The organism is Nonomuraea sp. NPDC050663 (assembly GCF_044456985.1).
Taxonomy (GTDB): Bacteria; Actinomycetota; Actinomycetes; order Streptosporangiales; family Streptosporangiaceae; genus Nonomuraea.
The window spans coordinates 342,041-364,272 of sequence record NZ_JBITGL010000004.1 but is presented as its reverse complement, the minus strand read 5'-3'; the positions used below and the strand labels follow the sequence as shown (position 1 = coordinate 364,272).

Below are 22,232 nucleotides of genomic sequence, written 5' to 3'. Positions count from 1 at the left end.
TCAGAGTGGCGACGACCAGTCAAGGCAGAATTGACAACGATCTGGGGACCCTTCGGGCATACCCGCCTGGCATTGCGCGGACGGGAATCGTCGGGAGCACCGGTTACGCTGCGACCTGTGACAGCTGATGTGACCGAGCGACATGAGGGAGCCGATGGGCGCGCCCCCATCGGGGTGGCCGTGGGCAGGGTGCTCGGCACCCAGGCCGCCTCGCCCCTGTCGTTCTGGATCGGCCTGGAGCCGGGCAAGGTCGTGCAACTCGACGACGTGGTGGTGACCAGGCGCGACGTGCCCGGCCACGGCCCCATCCTGGTCGCCGGGGTGGTGACCACCGTCGAGGCCAGGCACGAGGGGGCCGCGTTCGACAGCGACGTCTTCCTCATCGCCGACGGCGCGCTGCCCGCGGCGGTCGTGGAGGTCGCCGAGGTGCGCGTCACCCGGGTCGAGCCCGAGGTGTTCGTGCCGCCGCTGCCGGGCGAGAAGGTGTTCCTGGCCGAGAGCACCGACCGCGACCAGGCGCTCTACTTCGACGTCATGGACCGCCGCATCCCCATCGGCACCGGCCGCGACGGGCGCCCGCTCTACCTCAACTTCGACTTCATGGACGGCACCCGCGGCGCCCACGTCTCGATCTCCGGCGTCTCGGGCGTGGCGACCAAGACCTCCTTCGCGACCTTCCTGCTCTACTCCATCTTCAACTCGGGCGTGCTCGGCGGGGAGTCGGCCAACACCAAGGCGCTGATCTTCTCGGTCAAGGGCGAAGACCTGCTCTTCCTCGACCACCCCAACACCAAGCTGACCGGCCCGGGCGACTACACCAGGCTCGGCCTGCCCGCCCAGCCCTTCGGCAGCGTCCACGTCTTCGCCCCGCCGCGGCCCAACGACCCCAACGGCGTGCCCCACGTCTCGGCGCGCACCCACGGCGTCAGCGCCTTCTACTGGACCCTCGTGGAGTTCTGCCAGGAAGAGCTGCTGCGCTTCGTCTTCGCCGACTCCGACGACGAGCGCGCGGGATACTCCCTGCTCGTCGGCCAGGTCGCCGCCCGGCTGCAGAGCTGGGCGGAACCGGTCGGCGACGGCGGCGCCGTGCGCGTCAGGGGCACCTCGTGCCGCACCTTCTCCGACCTCGTCGAGCTCATCTCCGACCAGCTCACGGACGAAGACGAGCGGCGCGAGTGGACCGGCGCCACCACCCCGCTCGGCACCGTCAACGCCTTCCTACGCCGCCTGCGCAGCGCCGTGCGGCCCCTGTCGCCGATCGTCCGCGGCGACCTGCCGTTCTACCGCGGCCACTCCATCCGCACCTCCGACGCCCAGGTCTCCATCGTCGACCTGCACAACCTGCCCGAGCGGGCGCAGCGATTCGTCGTGGGCGTGGTGCTGCGCGGCGAGTTCCACCGCAAGGAGTCGTCCGGCACCGCCAAGCCGCTGCTGTTCGTGGTGCTCGACGAGCTCAACAAGTACGCGCCGCGCGAGGGCGACTCGCCCATCAAGGAGATCCTCCTCGACGTCGCCGAGCGCGGACGCTCCCTCGGCGTCATCCTCATCGGTGCCCAGCAGACCGCCTCCGAGGTCGAGCGGCGCATCGTCTCCAACAGCGCGATCCGCGTCGCCGGCCGCCTCGACCCCGCCGAGGCGGCCAGGTCGGAGTACGGCTGGCTGCCGCCCACCGTCCGCGACCGGGCGACCATCGCCAAACCGGGCACCATGTTCGTGGCCCAGCCGGAGATCCCCGTCCCGCTCGCCGTGGCTTTCCCCTTCCCCGCCTGGGCCACCCGGCCCTCCGAGGCCGCCGAACCAGCCAAGCTCACGGGCAATCCCTTCGCCGGGCTGCCCGAAGAGGACGACATCCCGCCCTTCTGACCACAGGAGCATCGTTCGTGAAGATCCTGCACACCGCCGACTGGCACGTGGGCAAGGTGCTCAAGGGCCGCTCCCGGGCCGACGAGCACCGGGCGGTGCTGCGCGAGCTGGTGGGCGCCGCCCGCGAGCACGACGTCGACGCCGTCATCGTGGCCGGAGACCTGTTCGACACCTCCGCGCCCACGCCCGAGGCCCAGTCGCTGGTGCTGCCCGCGCTCATGGCGCTCCACGAAGACGGGCGCGACGTCGTCGTCCTGGCGGGCAACCACGACAACCCGCAGCTGTTCGAGGTCTACCGGCCGCTGCTCGGCGCGCTCGGCGTGCACGTCGTCGGCTCCTTCCGCCGCACCCCCGTCGAGTTCACCGCCCGCACCGGCGAACCCGTGCGCCTGGCCGTCCTGCCCTTCCTCTCCCACCGCTACGTGGTGCGGGCCGCCGAGGTGCTCAGCGGCACCGCCATCGAGCACAACCGCGACTACGCCGCCCGCATCGGCGAGCTCGTCGGCGCGCTCACCGCCGGATTCGCCGGCGACACGGTCAACCTGGTCACCACCCACGGCACCCTGCCCGGCGGCCGGTTCGGCGGCGGCGAACGCGAGGCGCAGTCCGTCTTCTCCTACTATTTCGAACCCACCGTCTTCCCCTCCACCACCCAGTACGCCGCGCTCGGCCATCTGCACCGCCGCCAGCAGATCCCCGGCCCCTGCCCCATCTGGTACTCCGGCTCGCCCATCGCCGTCGACTTCGGCGAAGAGGGCAACCTGCCCGGCGCGCTGCTGGTCGACGTGCAACCAGGGCGACCCGCCGTGGTCAGCGAGCTGCTCTTCGAGCAGGCCCGCCGCCTGCGCACCGTCAAGGGCAGCCTGGCCGAGCTCGAAGCGCTCGACACCGGCGACGACTGGCTGCGCGTGGTCGTGGCCGAGCAGCCGCGCGTCGGGCTGGCCGACCAGGTTCGCGAACTGCTGCCCAACACCATCGACGTGGTGCTCGACGAGCGGTTCCGCCCCGTGCGTGCCGTACGGCAGGCAGGGGCCACCGCCAAGCCGCCCGGCGAGTTGTTCCGCGACTACCTGACCGCGACCAAACGCTACGACGAGCAGGTCGCGACCCTGTTCGACCGGCTGCACGACGAGGTGACAGGCGCATGAGGCCCCTCCTGCTGACCCTCGAAAACTTCGGCAGCTTCCGCGAGCCGCTGACCGTCGACTTCTCCGACGTCGAATACTTCGCCCTCGTCGGGCCCACCGGCGCCGGCAAGAGCACGGTCATCGACGCGATCTGCTTCGCGCTCTACGGCACCGTGCCGCGCTGGGGGCGCGAGAACGCCATCGCCCACGCGCTCGCCCCCTCGGCGACCGGCGGCAAGGTGGGGCTGATCTTCGAGAGCGGCGGCAGACGATACGGCGTGGTCAGGGCCATGGCCCGCGACGCCAAGGGAGTCGTGCGCACCAGGGAGGCGCGCCTCGAAGAGCTGCGCGACGACTGGGACGACGTCGTGCGCTCCCTGGCCGAGGGCGAGAACGTCACCGCCGAGGTGCAGCGGCTGACCGGGCTCGAATACAAGTTCTTCACCCAGTGCGTCGTGCTGCCGCAGGGGCGCTTCGCCGAGTTCCTGCACGCCAAGCCCAACGAGCGCCAGGACCTGCTGGTGCAGCTGCTCGACGCCGAGGTCTACAACGAGATCCGCATGAAGGCCACCCGCGAGGAAGACTCCTCACGCCAGGCCGCCCTCCACGCGCGCGAGCAGCGCGCCGAGTTCACCGCCACCCCGCAGGCCGAGGAGGAGGCGGCGGCCAAGGTCACCGCGCTGCGCGACCTGCAACGCGACATCGCCGCCGAACTGGAGCTGCTGCGCGCCCGCGACGCCGAACTCGAACGCACCAAACGCGAGCTGACCGAGCTCACCGGGCGGCTGGCCGAGCTGCGGGCGCTGACCATGCCGCCCGAGGTGCCCACCCTGGCCGCCTCCGCCAAACAACACGCCGACGACGTGGCCACGGCGGAAACGCGCCTGGCCGGGCTGACCGAGGCCGAGCACGACGCCGAGGCCGCCCTGGCGGGGCTGGGCGACCGGGCCGAGCTCACCGCCGCGCTGGCTTCGCTCGACACCGTCGAACGGCTCGCCGTCGCCGCCGCCGAGGCGCGCGCCACTTCGGAGCGGTCGCTGGCGCAGGCGCGCGAGTCGGCGCGCACCACGCTGGAGCAGGCACGCCGCGACACCGCCGCCGCGCTGGAGGAGACCCGCGCGCGGGCCGCCCAGACACTCGCCCAGGAGAAGGCGCAGGCCGAAGGGTCGCTGGCGTCGTCGCGCACCGACGGGCAACGGTCCCTGGCCGACGCGCGCACCGCGGCGGAACGGGCCCTGACGGAGGCCCGCACCCACGGGGAACGCGCCGCCGAGCAGGCGCGCCGCCAGGGGGAGCGGTCGCTCGCCGACTCCCGCACCCAGGCTGCGGCCGCGGACGCTTCGCTGGAGCGGCTGACGGCGGCGGCTCGGGGCGCGGCGCAGGCGCTGGAGGAGGCGCAGGCCGCCCACGACCGGCTCCGCCACGCCCACGCGGCGGCCGACCTCGCGGGCCGGCTCGTCGCGGGCGAGCCCTGCCCGGTCTGCCACCAGCGGGTCCACGACCTACCGACGCCGGCCGACGCCACACCGGGCCGGGCCGTGGATGCCACGCGGGAGCGAGGCGCCCCGGCCGCTGACGCGGCGTCGCGGCCAGCCACCCCGGCCGATGTCACGTCGGAGCGGATCGGGGCGGCTGATGTCACATCACGCCGGGCCGGAGAGGCCGATGCCGCGGCGGGGCGGGGTGGCAAGGTCGCTGGGGCTGGGCGGCGGCAGGTGGGCGGGGACGGCGGGGACGGTGGGCGGGCGGCGCTGGCCGATGCCGAGCGGGCGCTGAAGAAGGCGCGCACTGACGACGAGCGGGCCAGGAGCGCGCTCACCCAGGCCCAGACCTCCGCCGCCATGCTCTCGGACCGCGCCGCCCGCCTGGAGGGCGAACTGGCCGAGCAGGCCGCCCGCTCCGCCCGCGAGCTTGCCGAACACCTCGCCAGGCAGGAGCGCGAGCAGGCCGACCGGCTCGCCAGGTTGACGGCCGAGACCACCCAGCAGCACGCCAAGCTCGAAACCGAGACCGCGCAACGCCTGGCCCGCCGCGAGCGCGAGGTGGCCGAGCAGCTGACGCGTCGCGAGCAGGAGCTGGCCGCCCAGCTCGCCCGCCGCGAGCAGGACCTGGCCGACCAGGCGGCCCGTCTCGCCTCCGAGCTGGCCGCGCAGGTCGCCCGGCTGGAGGCGGAGCTGGCCCAGCACCGTTCGGCGCTGCCCGACGGCGCCGACCGCGCCGACCTGACGTCGCGGCTGACCGCCGTGGTCGAGGCCGACAAGCGGGCCGCCGCGGCCAGGAAGGCGGCGCGCGCGTGCCGGGCCGAGCTCGAGGAGCTGCGCAAGGCGGCGGCCCTGGTGTCGCGGCGCGCGGAGGAGGCCTGGGCGGCGCTCGGTACGGCACGCGACAAGCTGATGGTGCTCGGCCTGGGCGACGAGGCGGCGCCGCCGGTCGACCGGGCCGACCTGCACGCCGCCTGGCAGGACCTGATCACCTGGCGCAACCGGGTCGGCACCGCCGCCCGTGCCAGGGCGGACGAGACCGAGCAGTCGTTGTCGGCCCTGGCGGAGCTGCGCGAGCAGCAGGTGAAGCACCTGCGCGCCCGCCTCGACGAACACGCCGTCCCCGCGGCCGGGCACCCCGATCAGCTGGCCGCGGCCGTCGCCACGGCGCTGGCGCGGGCAGAGGGGCTGCTGGAGCGGCTGCGCGAAGACCTGGCCAAGATCACCGAGCTCGACCGCATGATCGCCGACAAGGAGCGCGAAGCGGGCGTGGCCCACGAGCTGGCCCTGCGCCTGCGCGCCAACGCCTTCGAACGCTGGCTCTGCGCCGAGGCCCTCGCCGTCCTGGTCGCCACCGCCTCCGAGACGCTGCGCGAGCTCTCCGACGGCCAGTACGAACTGGAGCTGGGCGACAAGAGCGAGATCGAGGTCATCGACCACGCCGAGGCGGGCATGCGGCGCAGCGCCCGCACGCTGAGCGGCGGCGAGACCTTCCAGGCGGCCCTCGCCCTGGCCCTGGCCCTGTCGGGCACGGTCGCCAGAGGCCTCGACTCGATCTTCCTCGACGAGGGCTTCGGCACCCTTGACCCCGCCACCCTCGACACCGTGGCCGCCACGCTCGAACGCCTGGCCGCCGGTCAGGAACGCATGGTCGGCGTGGTCACCCACGTGCAGGCGCTGGCCGACCGGGTGCCGGTGCGTTTCGCCGTCAATCGCGACACCACCGGCTCCCATCTGCGGAGAATTGACACGTGAGCGTGAGCGAGTTCAGCATCGATCCCTGGGATCCCGGTTACGCCGCCGCCATGTCGGTGGAGGCGATGACCGAGCGCGGCTCCACCAGTGCGGAGCTGGAGCTGGGCGTCGAGGCGGCGCCCGAGGACTGGTCGCCGGTCACCCCTCGCGGCGGCGCTCCCGAGACGCTCCTGGTCGCCGACGGGGTGCGCCGCATCGACGCGCGGGTCTGGGTGCACGGCGAGCCGATGCCGCTGCCGGGCATCGCCGCCTCCTACGCCGCGGGGATCGTGCGCTGCGGCCCCGACGGCGCCGACCTGGCCGAGATCGAGGTGCGCCGCTCGCTGATCAGCGCCGCGCCCGACACACCCGAGGTCAAGACCCGGCACGCCACCTTCCAGCCCGCCCAGGCGACCGATTCGAGCATGGAGTCGCTGTCGCTGGCCCTGCAGCGCCAGGTGACGCAGCTGGAGCTCGAGCTCTCCGTGCGCCACCGCCGGGAGGGCAGCGACCTGCTGCTGGTCGACGGCCCCCTGCGCGGCCGCACCCACCTGGCCGACACGGTGGGCTACATCAAGACGCACCACATCTCCTACCTGCCCGCGCCCCAGTCGGCCGTGGTGGGCGCGCTCGCCTCGGGCCAGCGCACCCCGGTCTTCCTCATGGGCACCAGCTGGCGGCGCCACGCGTGGTATCTGCGCCTGCCCGTCACCTCGACGGCGCCGTGGGCGGGCATCGCGCGGTGCGAGGCGGGGGCCGATCTGAGCTCGGAGCAGGTCGTACGGCTCGCCGACGCGATCACGCTGGCGCTGCTTCCGCTGGCGGGCGTGCCGTACAAGGATCCTCGGGCCCCGCAGAACCTGGTGCCGATCGGCGGGCTGGAGAAGCTGCTGCGCCACTATCTGGGCGATCCTCAGCTGATGTACCGCGCCCTGCGTTCGGCCGCCCGGGGCTGAGCGGCTCGTCCCGGCGAACTCCACCGCGACGCGGTAGGCGGAATCAACCTTCCGCTGTATGCGGGCTCAAGATCGATGCCGGACCATGTGGCGCATGAAACGAACGATCACCCATCTCTCCGCCGCGGCGGCGGTGGCGCTCACCGGGCTCTGCGTGACCGCCGCCCCCGCCAGTGCCGCACCCGCGTGCAGCGCGCCCGAATGGCCCCCGGACACCACCGACGGTTTCGCCGTCATCAAGGGCGACCAGTGGACCTCCAAGTTCAACCTGAAGAAGGCGCCCTACTCCCATTGCGGGAATTCGGTGCTGATGTGGGGCGGGGACAAGCTGGAGCTGAGCTGCTACATGTACAACGACTACGGCAACAAGTGGTACTACGGCTGGACGAGGTACGGCGACAACTACTACAAGGGCTGGATGTCGGCCGCCAATCTGGAGTGGTTCACCGGCTGGAGCGGCGGCAAGTGCGTGATCGACGAGGCGTAGGGCCGGCTCAGTGGCAGTGGCGCGCGGCCGTGGCGGGCACGTCGAGCGTCGGGTTGCGGTCGAAGAATCCCGACGGCCTGAGCGTGAAGCCGCAGGTGTCGACCGGCATGATCGGCCAGTCCTCCGGCCGGGGCAGGTGGGTGCTGCCGAAGGTGTGCCAGACCACCAGGTCCTCCCCTTCCAGGGGCCGGTCGGCGGCGGCGTACGACGGCAGGCCCTGGCCGGGTGAGCTCTGGTTGACGAACTCGCCCGCGGGGTACCGCTCGTCGGGGTGGTAGCGGGTGACCCACAGGTGGTGGGTGGCGAACGCCGCCCGGCCGCTGATCGACGACTCGTCGGCGGCCAGCAGGACCGGCCGTCCTTGCGGGTGCAGCACGTAGGAGACGGGCTGGCCGAGCCGGTTGAGCGAGCCGGGGTTGGTGATGCGCCAGACGCGGTCGCGCAGGGGGTCGGCGTCCCGCTGCGCCTGCGATTCCGTGGCGAGCGGGGTGAGCCTGCGCGTGAAGGCGTTGCCGTACGGATTGGCGGGCCCGATCGGCAGGCGCTCGACCTCCTGCTCGACGACCGTGTTGGCGGGGCCGTCGAGCATCATGTCGAGGCGCGCGCAGTACAGGTGCTGGTGGTACGGCGCGGCCAGTCCTGGGGCGATCGGGGTGGCGTACGGGCTGTCCTCGACCTGGGCGGCGGTGAAGAGCACGCCGGTGGCCTTGACCTCCAGCTGGATGGCGCCGTCGAGGTAGAGGTACCAGTAGAAGCCGTAGTCGTAGTTGCCGACGGTGACGAAGAAGGAGATGACCAGGCGCCGCTGGCGGCGGGTCTCGGCGGCCTCGGTGTAGAGGTCGGTGTGCTTCCAGAGGATGCCGTGGTCCTCCTCGTGCAGGCAGACGGCGTTCTCCACGACGCGGGGCGTGCCGTCGCCTTCGGGGAGCACGGCGTCGAAGTAGCGGATCTCGCCGAGGCAGTCGCAGCCGAGCTTGAGCGAGTTGACCGCGGCGCCGAGCAGGTATTCGCCGGCGTCGAAGTAGTTCTGCCAGAAGCGGGTCGGGCTGGGGTCGCCGTACGGCACGACCATCTCGGCGATCGAGGCGCGGTAGACGATGGGCCGCTCGTGGAAGGAGAGCTGGTGCAGGACGAGCCCCTCGCGGGCGTCGAACCCGATGCGGAAGCGCCAGTTCTCCCAGCTCACCACATCGCCGTCGACGGCGAAGGAGGGCCCGTCGGGCTGGGTGATCTCGATCGGTTTCAGCGTGTCGCGCGTGTGCGGGTGCCGGTCGTAGTTGCCCTCCTCGACCGGCACGGGGAAGACCTGGTGGTCGTGGAACTCGGCGACGCGCCGCCCGATGAGGTCGACGTAGGCGACGACCCCGTCGATGGGGTGCGCCCAGGCGTGGTCGTCGGGCCGGTGCTGCAGGAACATGAGCGAGCGCAGCATGCGGCGCCCGCGCTCGCCCTCGATGCCGTAGTCGCCCGCGGACAGCGGCGCGACCCGCACCAGGTCGAGGTCCGTGACGCCGCGCCTGGCCATGGCCTGCGCGAAGCGGGGATCGGCCTTGACGATCTCCTCGACGAGCGGGTACTCCTCCAGCAGCACCGGCGGCTGCCCGGAGGAGATCTCGGCGACGTGGTCGACCGCCGAGCGGGTCAGCGACGCCAGCACGGTCCGCGCCCGTCCGGTGTCCAGGTCGAGCAGCACGGCACGCACCCGCCGGTCCACCGGGTCGCCGTCCTTGTGGCCGAGCACCTGCTCCTTGGCCGGTTCCTCCAGGCCCAGGTACGGCAGGCGGGTGGATTCCCCGACGAGCCCCTCGCGCGTGAGTAACTCCCGTGCGGCCGTGAACTCGTCGGCGGTCAGCCGATCAAGGGGATGCGTCACCGGATCAAACTACGACGAATGCTGCCAATTCAGATAGATGGAAACTTCACCGGGGGTCTGTCTCGTCTACTGAGAAAGGGGGCCGTTGTGAGTTATGTCACGCAGGTGGATCAGTTACGGCGGGTGGCCGACGACGCGCTCGCCGACGGGCGCTGGGCCGACGCGCTGCACGCGAGCAAGTGGGCCGTGGGCTGCGCCTACGGCAGCAGCGACCCCCTGGAAGCCGCCGACCAGACCAGGATCGTGGCCGTATCGGCCCAGCTGACCGCTCACGCGCGGTTGCAGCGTGCCGTGGGGGAGCTCGCCGAGGCCGCCGACAGCGCCGAGCTGGCCGCGAGCCTGTTCGAGGCGATCTACCGGCCCACCCCGCCCGAGCTCGACGCCTTCCGCGCTGAGGTGCTGCTGGACCTGGGCGAACTCGAGCGCGCCCGCGTGCTGGCCCTGCGGGCCGCCGCCCGCCTGAGCCGTGCCGACCAGGCGGTGGCCATGACCACCCATGCCAGGATCCTGCACCGCCTGGGCCGCCGCGAGCACTCGGTGAAGATCGCCAGGGACGCCCTGCGCGCCTTCGAGGACGCCTGGGCGGCCGACCATCCCGCCTACGTGGAGGCCGGGCTGATCCTGTGCGCGAACCTGCTGGAGACCGGCGACAAAGGCGAGGTGAAGCTGCGCACCGTCCAGATCAGGCGTGCCTGCCCGCAGACGACACGCCCGCGCGAGCACGCCCTGGCCATGTACCTGTCCGCCGCGGCCGCCACCCACGACTCCATCGACCGGCTGGTGATGATCGATCTCGCCGACAGCCTGCTGTCCGTCTGCCGGCTGCCCGGCGACCCCGAGCTGGACGAGGCACGCTCGCTGGCGGTCCGCATCAGGGCGCGGGCGGCCGTGCAGGCACGCGAAGGCCACGTGCGCGCCTACGCCCAGGCCGCGCTGCTGCACGAACGCGGCGAGCACCAGGAGGCGGTCTCGCTCTTCCGCCGCCTGCCGGGAAGCACCCACGCGCTGGCCATGGCCCTCGCCGGCTGCGGCCGGCGCGCCGACCTCCAGGAGGCGGTCGAGCTGCTCGAAAGCCTGCCACGCCTGCCGCTCAGGGTCGCCGAGATCGGCAGGGCCATGCTCGCGCTCATCCGGCTCGCCCAGCAGCGGGGCGACGGGCTGGAGGCGATCAGGCTGTCGATGGACCTGATGCAGCGCTGCCTGGCCACGCCCGACCCCGCCGTGCGCATGGTCCACGCCGAGCTGCTGGAGCTGACGACCTCACCGCAGCCGGACAACGACCGGACCTACCTGCTGCGCCAGACCGTCGACCTGCGGCGCGGCCTGCTGAACGCCGGCCGGCCGCACTCGCGCCGGGAACTGGCCGTCGCCCTGGAACGGCTGGGTCTCGGGCTCCTGCGGAGCGACGCGACCCTCATCGAGGCGGCCCAGGCGCTGCTGGAGGCGTACGGCACGCTGGGCGGGCTGGACCCGGAGCAGTCGGCGCGGCTGCGCGAGCACCTGCTCATGATCAACGACACCCACCCCGAGATCGCCGAGGCGCTCGACTTCACCAGGCGATTGTGAACGGCCGGCGGCGGACGGCGCCGATGGCGAGGCGGCTTCGGCGGGGCGGCTTTGGCGGGGGGCTTTGGCGGGGCGGCTATGGCGACGGCGGCTATGGCGACGGCGGCTATGGCGACGGCGGCAATGACGACGGCGGCAATGACGACGGCGGCAATGGCGACGGCAGGCTCACCGACTGCGGGGTGACCGGCTGCCGGCAGTGCGCGCACACCACCAGCGGGTCGAGCTCCGCGCCGCAGTCGTGGCCGAGCACCAGCGGGGGCCGGACGGCCAGGTGCCGGTCGCCCCACTGCCGCAGCAGGTGCAGCACTCCCTGCAGCTCCAGCCCGGCCGCCGTCGGCACGTACTCGTGGCGCGGTGGCCGCTCGCTGTAGGCGACCTTCTCCAGCACCCCCGCCTCGACCAGGTGCTTCAGCCGGGCGGCCAGCACGTCGCGCGGGGCGCCGATGGCGCGCACCATCGCGTCGAAGCGCCGGACCCCGAGGAAGACCTCGCGCAGGACCAGTAGGGAGTACTTCTCACCCACGACGGCGAGGGTGTCCGCGATCGAGCAGGGGCGTGGAGCGGTCATGGGCTCCATGGTAGGGCGAGTTTGGAAACCCAACCCTGACGAAGCGGAGGGGTGATGGACACCGTCACTGTCCACCACCCCTCGCCCCACGAGTTTCCCACTCCCCAGGCTTCCTGCGTCACCCGCCAGGGGTTCGCGACCTCAGGTCGCCGCTCTAGGCTGGCGCGATGGAAGAGAAACGAATGGTGCGAATATCGAAATATCTCGCCAAACACCTGCGCCACGAGCCCGAGCGCATCGGCCTCACCCTCGACGAAGGCGGCTGGGTCAAGGTCGACACCCTCCTCGAAGCCGCCAGGACACACGGCTTCCCGATCACCCGCGACGAGCTCGACCACGTCGTGATCACCAACGACAAACGCCGCTACATCATCACCGACGAGCGCATCAGGGCCAGCCAGGGCCACAGCGTCGACGTCGAGCTCGGCCTGGAGGCGGTCCGCCCGCCCGCGATCCTCTACCACGGCACGGTCGGCCGCAGCCTGCCCGCCATCCGCGACGAGGGCCTGCGCGCCATGTCACGCCACCACGTCCACCTGTCGCCCGACCGCGAGACCGCGGTCCGTGTCGGCTCGCGTCGCGGGGTCGCGGTGGTCCTGGTCGTCGACGCCGACGCCATGCACGCCGCCGGCCACCCGTTCTACCTCAGCGCGAACGGGGTGTGGCTGACCGACCGGGTCCCGGCGGAGTATCTGCGCTTTCCCGGATGATCGCCTCAGCCCGCTCCCTGAGCGGGGGCAGGAAGTCCAGTACGGCACGCGCCCGGTCCGGCAGCGCGGCCCGATCGATCCCCAGATCGGCCAGCAGCGCATTGAACCCGGCGTCGGAGTCGAGCCCCAGCGCCTGAAGGCATCGGGAGTAGGTGGCGACGATCCAGAAGACGGCCTCCCGGTGCTCGCCCCGCTCGATGAGCTCGCGGCTGCCGTCGATGGCGACGGGCCTCGACTCGGCGGTCAGGTCGGCGGCGAAGGGGAAGTCCCGCTCCTTCAGCAGCGCCGTCCGGTCGAAGACCTCCGTGAGCGCGTCCAGGTGGTGGAGTGTTCGCGCCGGGGTCCAGTCCGCGCAGCCCAGCAGGTCCAGCAGGTCGGTGTGGAAGCCCTCCATGCCGTGCGCGCGCAGCAGTGCCAGGACCGCGCTGTAGCGCTTGCGCACCGTGGGGTTGCGCAAGCCCGCCGTCAGCAGCACGTGGGTCGTCACCCCGCAGCCGAACAACCACGAGGTGACCAGCTGCGGCCACGTCCCGGAACCCTCGGCCGCCCTGGACGCGAAGGCCGCCACACCCTCCTCCGCGTCCGCGCAGCGCCGCCGTACCCAGTGCGCCTGGCCGTACAGGGGAGCGACGTCCCGGCGCAACGCCGTCAACCGCCCTGTCGGATCGTCGATGACGGTGTCCGCGCCGGGGCGGAAGGCCCCGGCCACGTGATACGAGCCCAGCACCTGCTCGGCCGAGCCCAGCCGATCCCAACCCACCGCGCTGACCTCGATCAGCACCCCGTGGTGGCGGAACTTGCCCAGCTTTGCGGGTGTCAGCACCATGACGTCGACATCGGAGGAGACGGGCAACTCCTCGTCGTCGCCCGCCCAGACGGCCGAGCCGCTGAAGTAGGCGCCGCCGTAGTCCGCAATGGTGTGGCGGTGACCCAGGACCCAGTCCGCGGCCACCGCCCGTGCCTCACTGATCTTCACAAATCATTACATTAGCTACCACAGTGCTCGAACGGGCTGTCGTAGACGGACGAGCCCGCCTTGCCGCCCCACTTCACGCACTTGCCGGGAGCCGCCGCGCGCACCGGCCCCGCGTAGTAGCCGAAATTGCCGCTGTCGGTGATCCGCGAACTGCCCTGCACCTCCAGATAGGCCGTGACAGCCGTCGGGGTGCCCAGCGAGGTGCGCTTCAGCGTGACCACGCAGTTGTAGCCGTTGGAGTTGTTGTACAGCAGGTAGACCGTGCCCGCCGTGCCCAGACCCGCCGAGTCGACCACGTTGTAGCCGCTGCCGCACACCTCGGCCGGGGTGTAGGGGTTGGTGCTGCCGCCGCAGTTGTTCGAGGTGACCGTCTGGTTGGGGTAGCCGAAGGTCACGCCGTTGAAGACGGCCTTGCGGATGTTGCCCGGGTAGCCGTCGCCCTGCCGTACCTCGTAGTGCAGGTGCGCGCTGATGTTGTTGCCCGGCCTGCTCGTCTTGCCGACCGTGCCGATCTGCTGGCCCTGCGACACGGCCTGGCCCGCGCTGACCGAGCGGGTGTTGAGGTGGGCGTAGTAGGTCGCCCAGCCGCTGCCGTGGTCGATCTTGACGAGGTTGCCGAAGCCGTTCGTGGAACCCTGGTGAGCCGAGATCACCACCGTGCCGGACGCCGCGGCCACCACCGGGTCACCGAGGTCGGCGTCGGGGGAGCTGCCGCGGTTGAAGTCGATCTCCCAGGACTGGTGGGCGGAGCTGGAGCTGGAGTTGCCCGCCCAGCTCTGGCCGCAGGGGAAGGGGAGCTGGAAGTTGGTGGCCAGGATGGAGACCTCCTCCTCCGGCGCCGCGGGTTCCGGGTCGGCGGCCGCGGACGTGGCCGTACCCAGAGCAAGGAAGACGGCGAGAGCGACGACTCTGAGTTTCATGGGTGCTCCTTTCTGGAAATCAGGATCACCAGAAGCCGCACACGGATCGTCCAGAACCGATACAAAGGGCTGTCAGGTCCTCCAAGGGGGCACAGATGCTCACCTTCCACGTGCTCGGCCCGCTGGAAGTACGATCCGGCGGCCGCCCGGTCCGCATCTCGGGCCGCAAACCACGCATGCTGCTGGCCTCCCTGCTCCTCGACGCAGGCCACGTCGTCCCCGCCGACCGCCTCGTCGAGGCGCTCTGGCCCGACCGCCCGCCCCGCTCCGCCCACGCCAACATCCGCACCTACGTCAGCTCCCTGCGCCCCGTCATCGGCGCCATCCGCGCCGAGGGCAGCGGCTACGCCGTCGACGTCCCCGACGGCGCCCTCGACCTCCAGGTCTTCGAGGACCTCGCCGCCCTCGGCGAACCCGAGGCCGCCCTGTCCCTCTGGCGCGGCACCCCCCTCGCCGACCTGCCCGAATGCGCCGTCTGGACGCGCCGCCTCGACCACATCCAGGCCGTACGGCTCCGCGTCGCGGACGAGGTGATCGCCCGCTTCATGGCGGCGGGCCGGTACGGCGAGGCGGCGGCGGAGGTACGGGTGCTCATCGGGGAGCACCCGTACCGGGAGGACCTGTGGCAGCGGCTCATGATCGCCCTGCACGCGGCGGGCAGGAAGGCGGAGGCACTGCGGGCCTTCCACGAGGTGCGCGAGCAGTTGGTGGGGGAGCTGGGCGTCGAGCCCGGGGCGGAACTGCGACGCTGCCACCAGACGATCCTGGGGGAGGAACCGCCGCCTCCCGCTCCCTCTGCCGCCCTCGCTCAGGCCGGCCTCGCGCGTCCGGCCGCCCTCGCTCAGGCTGGTCTCGCGCATCCGGCGGCCCTCGATCCAACTGGTCTCGCGCGTCCGGCCGCCCTCGATCCGGCCGTCCTCGATCAGCGTCCCGCCGCCCTTGAGCAGGCCGATCCCGCCCTCCCCTCCGCCCGCGAGCGAGCCCGCCTCCCCCTCCCCGACCCCGCCTGGCCCACGCCCCGCCAGCTTCCCCCCGACATCGCCGACTTCGTCGGGCGCGCCGCCGAGCTCGACACGCTCACTCCGACCCACCCCCTGACCGTCATCTCCGGCCCGCCCGGCGTCGGCAAGTCGGCCCTGGCCGTACGGCTGGCCCACCGCCTCAAGCACACCTTCCCCACCGGCCAGCTGCACCTTACGCTGGGCGAAAGGGAGCCCGAGGACCTGCTCGGCCAGGCACTCAGGGCGCTGGGCCTCATCCCGGCAGGAAACCTTCACGAGCGCGCCGCCCTGCTACGGTCGCAACTCGCCGAGCGGCCCGTGCTCCTGCTCCTCGACGACGCCCGGGACGCCACCCAGATCGAGCCACTGCTGCCCGGCAACGGCTCGGTCGTGATCGTCACCAGCCGCCAGAGGATCACCACCCTCCCAGGCGCCCGCCTCCACCACCTGGGACCGCTGCCGGAGGCGGACGCGGTGGAACTCCTGGGCCGCATCATCGGCGCCGAGCACCTGCACCCGAGCACCACCTCGCCAGACGCGCAGGGTGTACGGGCTGGGGCGCGGGTGGGGGAGGCACTGGACGACGCGGTGCAGCGAGCGGTGCCGCGACATGGGGCGACGGGGCCGATGGTGGCGCGGGCCGAGACGTCGCCGCGTGAGGCGGCTGCGTGGGCTGAGGTGGCTGCGCGGGCTGAGGTGACGGCGCGTGGGGTGGCGAAGCGGGCTGGGGCGCGGCTGGGGGAGGCGCCGGACGACGCGGTGCAGCAAGCGGTGCCGCGACTTGGAGCGACGGGGCCAATGGCGACGCGGGCCGAGACGTCGCCGCGTGAGGCGGTGACACGGGCTGAGGTGACGGCGGGTGAGGTGGCGACGCGGGCTGAGGCGGCCGCGCGGGCGGTCGTTGCGGCGTGTGGGCGATTACCACTGGCGATCCGCGACGCCGGTGCCCGTCTGCTCGCCCGTCCCGGGTGGACGCTGGAGATGCTCGCCCAGCGCCTCGACGAGCACCCCCTGACCGAGCTCAGGCAGGTCCGTGCGGTCCTGGGCCAGACCTTCCGCCGCCTCCCCGAGGACCTCGCCCGGCCCTTCGCCACCCTGAGCCTGCTCGGCGACCGCCCACTGCCCGGCTGGCTGCTCGCCACCCTGCTCCACGAGGCCGGTCCCCAGCTGGCCGGCGTTCCGTGGCCCGAGAGCGCAGTGTCGTGGATGGGCGGACGCCGGGCCGACACTCGCGGGGGTGAGCGGTGGGCCTCGTCCGACACTGAGCACTGGGGCGAGCGATGGCTGGGCTCATCCGACACCGAGCACTGGGGCGAGCGATGGGCGGCCTCGGCCGCGACCGAGCCCTGGGCCGACCCCCGTGCCGACCCCAGGTCCGGCCCCCTCTCCGTCCCCCGTGCCGAGTACCTGGCCGCCCCCCGGGCCGAGCACCTGGCCGATCTCCTTGTGGACGCCGGGCTCCTGGACCCCGCCGGTGCCGACCCGCTCGGGCAACCCCGTTACCGCCTGCCCGATCTGGTGCGACGTCACGCCGCCACGCTGCCGCCCGACCGTCTCACCCTGGCTCGCGTGATCTCTGGCTGGACGGTCGCCACGCAAAGTGCCACCGCTCGCCTCCCCACGACGGTCTTCACCCTCACCCCTGCCACCACCACCCCCGCCTGGCGGCTGCCCGAGGCGACGCTGGGCAGGTTGACCGCTGATCCGGTGGCGTGGTTCGAGGCGGAGCGCGAGACGTTGGCGGAGACGGTGCGGCTGGCGGCCGAGGTGGGGCCGCCGGGTTCGGCGTGGGCGCTGGCCGCCGCGCTGGTGCCGTACTACGACCTGCGATGCCAGCTGCGCTGCTGGCATGACAGCCACGCGGTGGCGCTGGATGCGGCGCGGGCGGCCGGTGATCTGTACGGCGAGGCGGCGATGTTGCGCGGGCTCGGCCAGGTGAGCCTCTACCAGGACAGGTACGGCGAGGCGGAGGGCCAGTTCGCCGAGGCGCGCCGGATCTTCCAGGAGATGGGGGACCGGCGGGCCGAGGCCATCTCCATCTGCGGTCTGGGCGCGGTGAGCCAGTTCCGGGGGCGCCCGGCGCTCGCGCTGGGGCATTTCGGCAGCGCCCTGGGGATGTTCCTGTCGCTCGGCGACCTGGGCGCGGAGGCTTACGCGCGACAGGCGATCGGGCGGGTCTGGCTCGGTTCCGGTGACCTCGATCAGGCGTCGACCTGGCTAGGGCAGGCCATGCGCCTGGCGCGAGAGCTGGGGGACCCGCATCGGGAGGGCTGCGTGTCGATCCAGGCGGGCCGCCTGCACGAGTTGCGTGCCGAGCCGGATCAGGCGATGGCGTTGCAGTCGCGCGCCCTGGACCTGTTCGATGGGCTGGGGGACCGGCATTGCGGCGCGTACGCCCTGCAGGGGCTGGCCGGGCTGCATGCCGCGCGCGGCGAGTGGGCGGTGGCATCGGCGCGGCTGGAGCGGGCTCGGGCGATCTTCAAGGAACTGGGCGATCGGAGTGGCGCGGCGGCTTCGACGGAGCTCCTGGGCCGGCTACCGCGCGCCTGAACCCGGCAGCGGCCGGGCCGGACGGCGGCGGCTGAGCCCGGCAGCGGCTGAGCCCGGCAGCGCCCGAACCCGGCAGCGCCCGAACCCGGCAGCGGCTGAGCGAGGTAGCGGCTGAGCGAGGTAGCGGCTGAGCGAGGTAGCGGGTGGGTCTGGACAAGCGGCCAGCGATGTTAAACGATTAAATCAGGCGTCGAGCTTTACGACTGCCGAGGCGAGGGTGCGAGCATTCTGCTCCAGCTAGGAGGCGAAATGATTCCCAACTTTCCAGGTGGGTTTAAGTATGTTATTCGTATAGCATGAGACCAACCGCCAAGCATGTCGCGGAGCGCGCCGGTGTCTCGGTCGCCACGGTGTCGTATGTGCTGAGCGGCCGGGATCGCCCGGTGGCCGCCGAGACTCGCAAGCGGGTCCTCGAGGCGGCCAAGGAGCTGGGCTATACCCCGAACCAGGCCGCCAGGAGCTTGCGCAAGCAGCGCACCCAGCGGGTCTGCCTGCTCCAGCCCACCGCGGGCGGGGTGCCGACCGAGGACCGGCTGGCCAGGGATCTGCACGAGATGGCCGACAGCCACGGCTACTCGGTGCTCACCCTGGCCGTCTACTCGCGCGAGCGCGCCGAGGCGGCGGTCGAGCTGCTGCGCAGCGGCATCGCCGACGGAGTCCTGGTCAACGGCGGCGAGCATCTGACCGGCGAGATGCTGGCCGGGATTCGCCTGCCGATGGTCGTGATGCGTGACGGCGACGTGCCTGAGGGGTGCGACGTGGTGCGCACGCCCGAGGAGGAGCCGTGCGAGCAGGCCGTCAGGCACCTCGTGGCCCAGGGCCGCAGCAAGATCGTCTACCTGTCGCACCGCTACGAGCTGTACCGGGAGCAGCCCACCGGCCGCATGGCGGGCTATCTCAAGGCGCTGGCCGGCCGCGAACCCACCGTGGTCGCCGGGGCCGAGGACCGCGTGGCGGCCTACCAGGCCACCGCGGAACTGCTGTCGGGTCCCGACCGGCCCGACGCGATCTTCGCGGCCTCCGACCGGGCGGCCGTCAGCGCGATCTGGGCGGTCAGGGACGCGGGCCTGCGCGTGCCGTACGACGTGGCGGTCATCGGCGTCGGCAACATCGACGAGGGTCTCATCTCCAAGCCGCAGCTCAGCACCGTCGGCCCGCTGCGCCACGACTACAGCGACGTGGCGCGGCTGCTGTTCGACCGGCTGCTGGCCGAGCGGCCACCGCCTCCCCGGCAGATCGTGCGTTCCTGGACCTTCATCCAGCGCGGTTCGGCCTGAGGCGGCCCGTCATCGAGCGCGGTTCGGCCTGAGGCGGCCCGTCATCGAGCGCGGTTCGGCCTGAGGCGGCCCGTCATCGAGCGGCTCGTCTCACGGCGGCCCGCGCGAAGAGCGGCTCGTCCCAAGACGGCCCGCACCGAGCGCGGCTCGTCCCATGGACGACCTCCATCGAGCGCGGTTCTCCCCACGATGTCAAGGAGCCCCCACCATGACCCTCTCCCGCCGTGAAATGCTGCAGCTCCTCGGAGCCTCGGCCGTCCTGACCGCCTGCGCGGGGGCGCCCCCCGCCGCCTCGCAGGGCCAGAGCCCAGGCACCTTCACCGTCTACTGGAACGCCGGCCACGACTACCAGGCCTACCGCAAGGTGATCGCCGAGTTCGAGGCCGCGCACAAGGTCAAGGTCAACTTCCAGAAGTACCAGTGGCCCGACCTGCGCACCCGCCTGCTGGCCGACTTCGCCTCCGGCACCGTGCCCGACCTGGTGGAGGAGCCGGGCGGCTGGGTGCAGGAGTTCGCGATCAGCGGCAACGCCCGCTCGTTGCAGGACTTCGTCGACAAGGACGGCGCCGCGATGGGCTTCCCCGCCGATTGGCGCGAGGCCACGGTCAGCCGCAACTCCTTCAACGGCCAGGTGTACGGCGTGCAGCTGCACTTCACGGCCACCCTCCTCGTCTACAACAAGCAGATGCTCGCCGAGGCGGGCGTCGAGCCGCCCACCACCTGGCAGGAGTTCCTCGACGCGGCCAGGAAGCTGACCAAGGACGGCGTGTACGGCACCGCGCTCAACCAGGACCACGGCTACGTGAACCCCTGGCTGATGCAGAACGGCGTGCGCATCTACGACCCGGCCACCAAAGAGGTGCTCACCCCGGTCGACCAGGCCGTCGAGGCGATGCGGTTCCAGGCCGAGCTCGTGCACAAGCACAAGGTCGCTCCCGTCCCGGTCTCCAGCACCGACTACTCGGGGCCGCAGAAGCTCTTCTCCGCCAAGCGCGCCGCGATGATCATCACGGGTCCGTGGGACCTGGGCCCGATCCGGCAGACGAGCCCCGACATCGAGATCGGCGTCGCCGCGCCGCTGACCGGCAAGGAGCAGGCCACCAACGCTGCGGGCGTCAGCCTCTTCGTGCCGTCGAAGGCCGCCAGGCCCGAGTTGTCGTGGGACTTCATCAAGCGCGTCACCGCCCTGGAGGTCGAGCAGGCCGCCACGAAGGAGGTGGGCATGCTGATGCCGCGCAAGTCCTGGGCCGAGCTGCCCGAGGTGCAGAACGACCCGATCACCAAGGCGTTCAGCGAGGCGCTGGCGGTGGCGCGGGACTCCACCGAGGAGATCCGGCTGACGGGGCAGAGCGGCAAGTACGACGAGGCGCTGAAGGTGATGTACCAGTCGGTGGTCATCCAGAACGAGCCCGCCGACCTGGCCGTCACCAAGCTCCGTCAAACGGCCGCCGGGTTCCTGAAGTGAGCGTGCGGCCATGAGATCCGTCAGCCTGTCGGCGAGGTACGCGCGCACGGCCTACCTCTTCCTCCTGCCGGCGCTCGTCTTCTTCACCGCGTTCTTCTACGTCCCGATCGCGAACGTCATCGCCACCAGCCTGCACACCGGCCCGCAGGCCGACGTGTTCGCGGGCCTGTCGAACTACGCGGACGCCCTGGCCGATCCGTCCGTGCGCCACTCCTTCCTGGTGACGCTCGGCTTCTCGGGCGGCGTGGTGGCCGGGTCTCTGGTGTTCGGCCTGCTCCTGGCGCTGGCGCTGGACCAGCCTCTGAAGGGCCGCGTCAGCTTCCGCGCCATGCTGCTGGTGCCGTACCTGACCTCGGTCGCCATCGTCGGCCTGCTGTGGCGCAACATCCTCGACCCGCAGCTCGGGGTCCTCAACCGGCTCGGCCTGGACCAGCAGTGGCTCAACGAGCACCCGCTGGCCACGATCGTCGGCGTCACCCTGTGGCAGACGGTCGGCTACACGATGGTGCTGTTCCTGGCGGGACTGCAGGGCATCCCGGAGACCTACCAGGAGGCGGCCAGGATCGACGGCGCGAACGCGTGGCAGCGGTTCTGGCGGATCACGCTGCCGCTGCTGGCGCCGACGACGTTGTTCGTCAGCGTGATGGCGGTGATCTCGGGCCTGCAGGCTTTCGGGCAGGCCTACATCATCACCAACGGGGGCCCCGGCGACGCCACCGACCTGTCGGTGTTCCACATCTACGCCACCGCCTTCAAGACGCGCGACTTCGGCTACTCCTCGGCGCAGTCGGTGCTGCTCCTGGTCGTGATCGTGCTGTTCACGCTGGTGCAGTTGCGGGCGGGCAAGCGCGGGGAGGTGACCTACTGATGGTGCGCGTCGCCCTCTACACGCTGCTGAGCGTGATGTCGGTGGTCATGGTCGCGCCGCTGGTCTACATGGTGTCGCTATCGCTGCAGACGGAGGCCGAGACCCTGTCGGCGCAGGCGGTGCTCTGGCCGGAGAACCCTCAGTGGGCCAACTACGCGGAGCTGTTCGTCAAGGCGCCCTTCGGCAACTTCATCGTCAACAGCTTCGTCGTGGCGGGCGGGATCACCCTGGCGCATCTGCTGTTCGACCCGCTGGTCGGCTACGTGTTCGCCAAGTTCCGCTTCCCGCTGCGCAACACGCTGTTCGTGGCGCTGCTGGCCACGCTGATGGTGCCGTTCTTCGTGCGGATGATCCCGCTCTACGTGCTGATGGCCCAGCTCGGCTGGCTCAACACCTTCCAGGGGCTGATCACCCCGTTCCTGATGGACGCCTTCGGCATCTTCCTGATGCGCCAGTTCATCCAGCCCATCCCCGACGACCTGATCAGCGCGGCGCGGGTGGACGGCGCGTCGGAGTTCAGGATCTACCGGAAGATCATCCTGCCGCAGACCAAGCCCGCGCTGGCCGTCCTGGGCCTGTTCACGTTCGTCTTCCAGTGGAACGAGTTCCTGTGGCCGCTGGTGGCGACCACCACGCCGGAGATGCGCACCATCCCGGTCGGCCTGACCCTGTTCAACCAGGAGTACTTCACCCTCTGGCACCTCACCGCCGCCGGCTCGGTGATCCTTTTCGTCCCGACTGCCATCCTGTTCCTGGTCAGCCAGCGCTACTTCGTGCGCGGCATCACCCTGACCGGCCTTCGCTAGG

Annotated in this window: 16 protein-coding genes; 12 read left to right on the top strand and 4 right to left on the bottom strand. The window is 71.8% G+C overall.

Annotation, left to right across the window (positions count from 1 at the left end; all coding sequences use genetic code 11):
- Positions 1-117: 117 nt before the first annotated feature.
- The 5 genes from ACIBH1_RS14975 to ACIBH1_RS14955 all read left to right on the top strand — a co-directional run bounded on the left by ACIBH1_RS14975 (position 118) and on the right by ACIBH1_RS14955 (position 7,648).
- Entirely contained in the window at positions 118-1,863 is a 1,746-nt protein-coding gene (locus ACIBH1_RS14975) for an ATP-binding protein (RefSeq protein ID WP_397314282.1), read from the top strand.
- A 17-nt stretch (positions 1,864-1,880) separates the two neighbouring features.
- On the top strand, positions 1,881-3,011 hold the full coding sequence (locus ACIBH1_RS14970; protein ID WP_397314280.1) for an exonuclease SbcCD subunit D: 1,131 nt from the start codon (positions 1,881-1,883) through the stop codon (positions 3,009-3,011).
- The gene (locus tag ACIBH1_RS14965; protein WP_397314279.1) at positions 3,008-6,226 is read left to right on the top strand and encodes an AAA family ATPase; all 3,219 of its coding nucleotides are present in this window, start codon (positions 3,008-3,010) and stop codon (positions 6,224-6,226) included. The genes ACIBH1_RS14970 and ACIBH1_RS14965 overlap by 4 nt, the downstream gene beginning before the upstream one ends.
- On the top strand, positions 6,223-7,161 hold the full coding sequence (locus ACIBH1_RS14960; protein WP_397314278.1) for a hypothetical protein: 939 nt from the start codon (positions 6,223-6,225) through the stop codon (positions 7,159-7,161). Before ACIBH1_RS14965 ends, ACIBH1_RS14960 begins: the two co-directional genes overlap by 4 nt.
- A 94-nt stretch (positions 7,162-7,255) precedes the next feature.
- Positions 7,256-7,648 carry a hypothetical protein gene (locus tag ACIBH1_RS14955; RefSeq protein ID WP_397314277.1) on the top strand — a complete coding sequence of 131 codons (393 nt, stop codon included), beginning with the start codon at positions 7,256-7,258 and terminating at the stop codon, positions 7,646-7,648.
- A gap of 7 nt (positions 7,649-7,655) precedes the next feature.
- On the opposite strand, the gene ACIBH1_RS14950 is transcribed toward ACIBH1_RS14955, so the two are convergent.
- Complete coding sequence (locus tag ACIBH1_RS14950; protein WP_397314276.1) at positions 7,656-9,521, bottom strand: primary-amine oxidase; 1,866 nt, start codon at positions 9,519-9,521, stop codon at positions 7,656-7,658.
- Positions 9,522-9,626: 105 nt separating this feature from the next.
- On the opposite strand from ACIBH1_RS14950, the gene ACIBH1_RS14945 reads away from it, so the two are divergent.
- Positions 9,627-11,087, top strand: coding sequence for a hypothetical protein (locus ACIBH1_RS14945; RefSeq protein ID WP_397314275.1), 1,461 nt, complete (start codon positions 9,627-9,629; stop codon positions 11,085-11,087).
- A gap of 106 nt (positions 11,088-11,193) precedes the next feature.
- Here ACIBH1_RS14945 and ACIBH1_RS14940 read toward each other — a convergent pair whose 3' ends face one another.
- Positions 11,194-11,658 carry a winged helix-turn-helix transcriptional regulator gene (locus tag ACIBH1_RS14940; RefSeq protein WP_397314274.1) on the bottom strand — a complete coding sequence of 155 codons (465 nt, stop codon included), beginning with the start codon at positions 11,656-11,658 and terminating at the stop codon, positions 11,194-11,196.
- A 167-nt stretch (positions 11,659-11,825) separates the two neighbouring features.
- On the opposite strand from ACIBH1_RS14940, the gene ACIBH1_RS14935 reads away from it, so the two are divergent.
- Positions 11,826-12,368 carry an RNA 2'-phosphotransferase gene (locus tag ACIBH1_RS14935; RefSeq protein WP_397314273.1) on the top strand — a complete coding sequence of 181 codons (543 nt, stop codon included), beginning with the start codon at positions 11,826-11,828 and terminating at the stop codon, positions 12,366-12,368.
- Here ACIBH1_RS14935 and ACIBH1_RS14930 read toward each other — a convergent pair.
- Together ACIBH1_RS14930 and ACIBH1_RS14925 are read right to left on the bottom strand one after the other, a co-directional pair.
- A complete protein-coding gene (locus ACIBH1_RS14930; RefSeq protein WP_397314272.1) occupies positions 12,304-13,344 on the bottom strand; it encodes a hypothetical protein in 1,041 nt (346 codons plus the stop codon). The genes ACIBH1_RS14935 and ACIBH1_RS14930 overlap by 65 nt on opposite strands.
- Before the next feature lie 11 nt (positions 13,345-13,355).
- Positions 13,356-14,264 carry a M23 family metallopeptidase gene (locus ACIBH1_RS14925; RefSeq protein ID WP_397314271.1) on the bottom strand — a complete coding sequence of 303 codons (909 nt, stop codon included), beginning with the start codon at positions 14,262-14,264 and terminating at the stop codon, positions 13,356-13,358.
- Between the two features lie 95 nt (positions 14,265-14,359).
- On the opposite strand from ACIBH1_RS14925, the gene ACIBH1_RS14920 reads away from it, so the two are divergent.
- The 5 genes from ACIBH1_RS14920 to ACIBH1_RS14900 all read left to right on the top strand — a co-directional run bounded on the left by ACIBH1_RS14920 (position 14,360) and on the right by ACIBH1_RS14900 (position 22,231).
- Complete coding sequence (locus ACIBH1_RS14920; RefSeq protein ID WP_397314270.1) at positions 14,360-17,815, top strand: BTAD domain-containing putative transcriptional regulator; 3,456 nt, start codon at positions 14,360-14,362, stop codon at positions 17,813-17,815.
- A 296-nt stretch (positions 17,816-18,111) separates the two neighbouring features.
- A complete protein-coding gene (locus ACIBH1_RS14915; protein ID WP_397314268.1) occupies positions 18,112-19,092 on the top strand; it encodes a LacI family DNA-binding transcriptional regulator in 981 nt (326 codons plus the stop codon).
- Positions 19,093-19,300: 208 nt separating this feature from the next.
- The gene (locus tag ACIBH1_RS14910) at positions 19,301-20,557 is read left to right on the top strand and encodes an ABC transporter substrate-binding protein (protein ID WP_397314267.1); all 1,257 of its coding nucleotides are present in this window, start codon (positions 19,301-19,303) and stop codon (positions 20,555-20,557) included.
- A gap of 10 nt (positions 20,558-20,567) precedes the next feature.
- Complete coding sequence (locus tag ACIBH1_RS14905) at positions 20,568-21,425, top strand: carbohydrate ABC transporter permease (protein ID WP_397314266.1); 858 nt, start codon at positions 20,568-20,570, stop codon at positions 21,423-21,425.
- Positions 21,425-22,231, top strand: coding sequence for a carbohydrate ABC transporter permease (locus tag ACIBH1_RS14900; protein WP_397314265.1), 807 nt, complete (start codon positions 21,425-21,427; stop codon positions 22,229-22,231). Before ACIBH1_RS14905 ends, ACIBH1_RS14900 begins: the two co-directional genes overlap by 1 nt.
- Position 22,232 lies beyond the last annotated feature (1 nt).